This window comes from Streptomyces sp. UNOC14_S4, from assembly GCF_020740835.1.
In the GTDB taxonomy this organism is placed as follows: domain Bacteria; phylum Actinomycetota; class Actinomycetes; order Streptomycetales; family Streptomycetaceae; genus Streptomyces.
Genome location: NZ_JAINFC010000537.1, coordinates 1 through 5,007 on the forward strand (window position 1 = coordinate 1; position 5,007 = coordinate 5,007).

General features: G+C 69.9%; 5 protein-coding genes and 1 tRNA gene. 2 read left to right on the top strand and 4 right to left on the bottom strand.

Annotation, left to right across the window (positions count from 1 at the left end; translation table 11 throughout):
• The first annotated feature begins 80 nt into the window (after window positions 1–80).
• Window positions 81–152: transfer RNA gene (locus K6I34_RS31420), tRNA-Arg, on the top strand.
• Window positions 153–277: 125 nt separating this feature from the next.
• On the opposite strand, the gene K6I34_RS31425 is transcribed toward K6I34_RS31420, so the two are convergent.
• Window positions 278–1,162, bottom strand: a complete 885-nt coding sequence (locus K6I34_RS31425; protein ID WP_229331274.1) for a polysaccharide deacetylase family protein — start codon at window positions 1,160–1,162, stop codon at window positions 278–280.
• Between the two features lie 142 nt (window positions 1,163–1,304).
• Entirely contained in the window at window positions 1,305–2,426 is a 1,122-nt protein-coding gene (locus K6I34_RS31430; RefSeq protein WP_229331276.1) for a ferritin-like domain-containing protein, read from the bottom strand.
• A gap of 216 nt (window positions 2,427–2,642) precedes the next feature.
• Here K6I34_RS31430 and K6I34_RS31435 point away from each other — a divergent pair, with 216 nt between their 5' ends.
• Complete coding sequence (locus K6I34_RS31435; RefSeq protein ID WP_229331278.1) at window positions 2,643–3,614, top strand: diiron oxygenase; 972 nt, start codon at window positions 2,643–2,645, stop codon at window positions 3,612–3,614.
• A 76-nt stretch (window positions 3,615–3,690) separates the two neighbouring features.
• On the opposite strand, the gene K6I34_RS31440 is transcribed toward K6I34_RS31435, so the two are convergent.
• Together K6I34_RS31440 and K6I34_RS31445 are read right to left on the bottom strand one after the other, a co-directional pair.
• Window positions 3,691–4,434 (bottom strand): TetR/AcrR family transcriptional regulator, encoded by a 744-nt coding sequence (locus tag K6I34_RS31440; protein ID WP_229331280.1) that lies wholly within the window; start codon window positions 4,432–4,434, stop codon window positions 3,691–3,693.
• A gap of 117 nt (window positions 4,435–4,551) precedes the next feature.
• Window positions 4,552–5,007: hypothetical protein (locus K6I34_RS31445; protein ID WP_229331282.1), on the bottom strand; the 456-nt coding region annotated here is incomplete at its 5' end.

Genomic DNA, 5,007 nt, shown 5'->3' on the forward strand with positions numbered 1-5,007 from the left:
CCCGCGCCCCCTCCGACGTTGCCATGCACCCATCCGGAGCTGCTAATGTTCTTCCTGTCGCCGCCACAAGCGCCGACAAAGCCCCCGTAGCTCAGGGGATAGAGCAACGGCCTCCGGAGCCGTGTGCGCAGGTTCGAATCCTGCCGGGGGCACTTGCCTAGCACTCAGTGGGACACGTGTCCCACTGGTCAGGGCGGATGCCGACATTGAGAGAGCGGGAACCAGTCTCACTGGTTCCCGCTTTTTCGTATGCGTCGGGCAACGGCCCGCTCCGCCGTCAGATCTTCGGGTAGCCGAAGACGTACCCCTGGTTCTTCAGCCACGGCAGGAACTGGTCGAGGGCCGCGACCGTCTGGCTGCGGTTGCCGCCGCCGTCGTGGAAGAGGACGGTGGGGCCTTCGTGGAGCTCGTGTTCCGCGGTGTCGAGGATTTTCCGGGTGCCGGGGTTGGTCCAGTCTCGGGTGTCGACGTTCCAGCCGAGGGGGCGCATTCCGTGGGAGGCGGCCACTTCGCGGCTGTAGGGGGTGAAGGCACCGCCCGGGGCGCGGTAGTAGAGGACCTTGGCGTCCGGGCCCGCGGCGTCCTGGATCATTTTCCGGGCGTCGAGGATCTGCTGCTGCTGATAGGACTCGGGACGCCGGTCCATTTCCGTGTTGTGGTCCACGGAATGGTCGCAGAGCCGGTGTCCGGCCGCGACCACCTTCCGGACGAGATCGGGATACTCCTTGGCCCGTGAGCCGATGATGCAGAAAGTGGCCTTGGCCCCGTACTTCTTCAGTACGTCGAGGACCTTCTGTGTCCAGATCGGTTCCGGACCGTCGTCGATGGTGAGGTTGACCGCCTTGCCGGGGGTGTCCGACTCATGGGTGATCTCCGCCGATACGCGTCCGGGCGTGGCCGGGGCGGACGGCGAGGGTGATGGCCATGACGGCGGCGACGGCAGCGGTGCCGGTGACGACTGCGACGCCGACGGTGGCGGTGACAGCGACGGTGACGGCGACGGCGAAGTGCCGTGCGCCGCCTTGGCGGCGTCCCGGGTGTGTTCCGGGGCGCCCGAGTCCTCCGTGGCCATGGCCACGCAGCCCGGTATCGTCGCGGCGAGCGCCAGCACCGATACCGCCGCCGCGGCGAAGTGCCGTTTCCTGGCAGTGAGCCGTGCCATGAACGTCCCCTCCCTCGGTACGAGTTGTGCCGGAGGTGCACAACAAAGACGGTCATGACGACACGAGGGTTCCACGGGGGGGACGGGCGGCTTCGGTCGGAATTCGGTGGCTATCCGATGACTGGGAGCCGCCTTGTGCCGCCTACGCCGTTATGTCATCCGTCCCCTCCCCCTCGGCCATCACAGCCGCAACTTCCGCTTTTCTGGCCGCTTCCTCCGCGGCGAACCGTTGTGCGTCGAGCTGTTCGGCGATCTCCTCGTCCTGGTGCATCAGGAGATCCAGGCTGGAGTCGCCCAGATCGAATACCCCCATGTCCATGTATGCCCGCTGGAGCCGTTCACCCCACAGGCCGATATCCTTGACGCAGGGCACGATGCGGCTGAAGAGCAGCTTCCTGAACAGTTGCATGAATGGGGAGCGCTCGTTGAGCTCGTAGGCGTCGGCGGCGGGAATGCCGAAATCGGTCAGCACCACGTCCCCGCGCAGCCGGTCGCGCATCAAATAGCAGCCTTCGATGACGAATTCCTCGCGCTCGCGGAGTTCGGCCTCGGTCAGCTGCCGGTAGTGATCGCGCAGGGCCATACGGCCGAAGGCGACGTGCCGGGCCTCGTCCTGCATCACATAGGCGAGGATCTGTTTCGGCAGCGGCTGTTCGACGGTGTCGCGCAGCATGCCGAACGCGGCGAGGGCCAGGCCCTCGATGAGCACCTGCATGCCGAGGTAGGGCATGTCCCAGCGCCCGTCCCGCAAGGTGTCCTCCAGCAGCGAGCGGAGGTTGTCGTCGACCGGGTAGACCTGCCCGATCTTCTCCTGGAGGAAGCGGCCGAAGATCTCGACGTGCCGGGCCTCGTCCATGGTCTGCGTCGCGGAGTAGAACTTCGCGTCCAGGTCGGGTACGGACTCCACGATGCGCGCCGCGCACACCATCGCGCCCTGCTCGCCGTGCAGGAACTGGCTGAACTGCCAGGAGGCGTAGCGGCGGCGCAGCTCCCGGCGGTCGGCCGGGCCCATCCGGTCCCAGTAGGGGGTGCCGTGGACGGGCAGGCTCTCGTCGGGCACGCCGAGCGGGTCGTACGGGTCGACGGGCAGGTCCCAGTCGATGCGGGTGACGGCGTCCCACTGCTTGTCCTTGCCCTTCTGGTAGAGGGCGAGCAGGCGTTCGCGGCCGTCCCCGTACTCCCAGGACAGGCGGGCCGCGCCCGCGGCGGGCACCTCCCGCAAGGGCTCGCCGGGGTCGTGCGCGTAGACGTCCCAGGTCGTCATGTGGCCTCCCAATCCCTTGCGAACGTGGGTAGTTGGCAGGCTCACACGTGGGTTACCGCCGGGTCAATGACGGAGTCGACGACCGGTCGACGGCCGATGGCCGGTCCGTTCCGCCGGTGCGGTGCGCGTTTCGGGCAAGGGGATTGACGTCCTTGCTGACAAGCAGTCTCATAAGCAGGTGACCGCGGGTAACCCACGAACGAGGTGTTCTCAGCCATGACCACCGAGACCGACGCGCTTCCGGAGGCCGCCACCCGGACCGCCGAAACCGCACGTGAGCCGCTCCGGGACGCGCTCGGGGCGCTCAAGGACCGCGAGCGGGTCGCCGAACGGCTGCTGGAGTCCTCCGCCAGACATTCCTTCGACCCGGACACCGAACTGGACTGGGACGCCCCGCTGGTGGACGGCAAGTGGTTCTGGCCCCCTGAGCTGCTCTCCCTCTACGACACCCCGCTGTGGCGGCGCATGTCCGAGGAACAGCGCGTCGAGCTCTCACGGCACGAGGCCGCCGCGCTCGCCTCGGTGGGCATCTGGTTCGAGATCATCCTCATGCAGTTGCTCGTGCGGCACGTCTACGACAAGCCGCTGGGCAGCGCGCACGTCCGCTACGCCCTGACGGAGATAGCCGACGAGTGCCGCCACTCGAAGATGTTCGCGCGCATGGTGGCGAGGTCGGGCAGCCCGGCCTATCCCGTCTCCGGCCTCCACCACAATCTGGCCAGGGTCCTCAAGACCGTCTCCACCACACCCGGTTCCTTCGCCTGCACGCTCCTCGGCGAGGAGATCCTCGACTACATGCAGCGGCTGACGTTCCCCGACGAGCGCGTGCAGCCCCTCGTCCGCGGCGTGACCCGCATCCATGTGGTGGAGGAGGCGCGCCACGTGCGGTACGCGCGGGAAGAGCTGCGCCGCCAGATGGTGAAGTGCCCGCGGTGGGAGGCGGAGCTGACGCGGGTGAGCTCCGGGGAGGCGGCCCGGGTCTTCTCGCAGGCGTTCGTGAACCCCGCCGTCTACACGGACGTGGGCCTCGACCGGCGGGAGGCCGTGGCGCAGGTACGGGCCAGCGGGCACCGGCGCGAGGTCATGCAGGCCGGGGCCCGGCGGCTCACGGATTTCCTGGACGAGATCGGCGTCCTGCGGGGCGTGGGACGGAAGTTGTGGGTGAGCTCCGGCTTGCTGGCGAAGTGAGCCGACCGCGGACCGCTCGGAGCAGGTTCGCTCACAGCAGGTGCGCTCAGAGCAGATGCGCTCACAGCAGATGCGCTCACAGCAGGTGCGCCGCGTCCGTGAGCATGGGGGCCACCTGGCGCACCAGGCGGCCCACGCGCCCCTCCGGCGTCTCCGTCGAAAGCACCGCCCTTATAGCCCGGGAGGTCTGCTCGTCCGTCGCCGAAGTCGCGGTGAGCAGGGCGACGAAGTGGTCGACGAGCCAGTCGCGGAGCTCCTCCAGCGGCGGCTGTTTGCCCTCGTCCAGCCAGATCAGGGACGCCGCCTCGACCGCCGTGATCCAGGTGCGGACCATCATCCGCAGCCGGGGGCCCGGGTCGGTGACCCGCAGGTGGGCGAAGACCTGCTCGGCGGCGGCCCGCCGGACGCCGTCCACGATCGCGTCCGTACGGGAGGTCTCGGCGACGCTGCCGCCCTGGAGCAGCGCGCTGAACCCCGCGTCGTGCTCGGCGACGAACGCCAAGTAGCGGTCGAGAGCGGCGGAGAGGCGGCCGGTGAGCGGGCCGGTCTGGGGTTCGGCGAAGCACTGCTGGAGGTCGTCGGCGGCGCTGCGCAGCGCCGCCTCGTACAGCTGGGGCTTGCCGCCGGGGAAGTAGCGGTAGACGAGCGGCCGTGACACCTCGGCGGCGACCGCCACGTCGTCCAGGGACACGTCCTCGGGCGCCCGGTGCGCGAAGAGCCCCAGCGCGGCGGCGATCAGCTGGGTGCGGCGCTCCTCGACACCGAGCCTGCGGTAGCGGGCCCGGGGGGCCGGAGTCGGTGCGGTTCCGCTGCCGTTCATGCCCCGCAGCGTATCCGCCCGGGCGGGCGGGCAGGCGGGGCCGGTACCGCGGTACGGGGGCACCGGGCCCGGTCGCGCCTCCGTCGTACCTCCGTCACGCCGCTGCCGCGCCGCTGTTCACGGGGTGCCGGCGGCCGCCGCCCGGATGCGCCGGATGTCGGCACGTACGCGACGGGTCGCCCGGCTGTCCTGGCCGGTGGTCGCGGCGAGCACGGCCTCCAGTTCGGCGCCGAGCGCGAGGGCCTCGCGGGGGTCGGTGACGCTCGTCCAGATGTGCGCGGCGCGCTGCGCGGACGCCTGGGTGAGCGCGTGGCCCGCTCCCCAGACCTCCGTCTGCAGGCCGGTGGTGTGCAGGTACCAGCGGGCGGCGTCCGCGCGGTGACCGGCCAGGTAGGCGAGCCAGCCGCGCAGTTCGCGGACGTTGATGGTGTGCGTGTGGGCGGCTCCGTACTCCGCGGTGATCTCCTGGTCGAGCTTCTCCGCCTCGATCCCGGCGAGGGCGAGCCGTTCGCGGTCGCCCTCGCCGGGATCGAGGCGGAGAAGCTCGACCAGGAGATCACCGCGGAGTACGGA

Bases quoted from the DNA above. Each gene is read 5' to 3' on its own strand.
- K6I34_RS31425 (WP_229331274.1), bottom strand. From the start codon at position 1,162: ATGGCACGGCTCACTGCCAGGAAACGGCACTTCGCCGCGGCGGCGGTA.
- K6I34_RS31430 (WP_229331276.1), bottom strand. From the start codon at position 2,426: ATGACGACCTGGGACGTCTACGCGCACGACCCCGGCGAGCCCTTGCGG.
- K6I34_RS31435 (WP_229331278.1), top strand. From the start codon at position 2,643: ATGACCACCGAGACCGACGCGCTTCCGGAGGCCGCCACCCGGACCGCC.
- K6I34_RS31440 (WP_229331280.1), bottom strand. From the start codon at position 4,434: ATGAACGGCAGCGGAACCGCACCGACTCCGGCCCCCCGGGCCCGCTAC.